The organism is Cobetia sp. 14N.309.X.WAT.E.A4, from assembly GCF_030397495.1.
GTDB classification, from domain to species: Bacteria; Pseudomonadota; Gammaproteobacteria; order Pseudomonadales; family Halomonadaceae; genus Cobetia; species Cobetia marina.
On sequence record NZ_JAPNXT010000028.1, the window covers coordinates 1 to 890 of the forward strand.

The 890-nt window shown below is 60.3% G+C and carries 1 protein-coding gene; it reads right to left on the reverse strand.

Features of this window, described 5'->3' with window-relative positions; genetic code table 11:
• On the reverse strand, window positions 1–890 hold an 890-nt coding region (cysD, locus tag OW493_RS17150), incomplete at both ends, for a sulfate adenylyltransferase subunit CysD (RefSeq protein ID WP_289864987.1).

The following is an 890-nucleotide window of genomic DNA, read 5'->3' on the forward strand; positions in this document are numbered from 1 at the left end:
CCTTCGCGCTTCTTCTTCTCCATGGAGCCTGCCTGATCGTGATCGATGGCACGACCGGAGCGCTCGCTGGTACGGGTCAGCAGCATTTCCTGGATGATTTCCGGCAGGGTCGCGGCGGTGGATTCCACGGCGCCGGTCAGCGGATAGCAGCCCAGGGTACGGAAGCGCACGGATTTCATTTCCGGCACTTCGCCTTCCTTGAGCGGCAGACGGTCGTCATCGACCATGATGTCGAGGCCGTCACGCTTCACCACCGGACGCACGGCGGAGTAGTAGAGCGGCACGATCTTGATGGACTCGAGGTAGATGTACTGCCAGATGTCCAGCTCGGTCCAGTTGGAGAGCGGGAAGACACGGATGGACTCGCCCTTGTTGATCTTGGAGTTGTAGATGTTCCACAGCTCCGGACGCTGATTCTTGGGGTCCCAGCGGTGGTACTGGTCACGGAAGGAGTAGACGCGTTCCTTGGCGCGTGAGGCTTCCTCGTCACGACGCGCACCGCCGAAGGCCGCATCGAAACCATGCTTGTCCAGCGCCTGCTTCAGCGACTGGGTCTTCATGATGTCGGTGTACTTGGCGCTGCCGTGCTCGAACGGGTTGATGTTCGCCTCGACACCTTCCTGATTGATGTGCTCGATCAGTTCCATGCCGACTTCCGCGGCCATCTCATCGCGGAACTTGATCATCTCCTGGAATTTCCAGGTGGTGTTGACGTGCATCAGGGGGAACGGCGGTACGCCCGGCGCGAAGGCCTTTCGCGCCAGATGCAGCATCACGGCGGAGTCCTTGCCGATGGAGTAGAGCATGACCGGATTGGAGAACTCGGCCGCCACTTCACGAATGATGTGGATGGACTCGGCCTCGAGCTGCTTGAGGTGGGTCTGACGTTC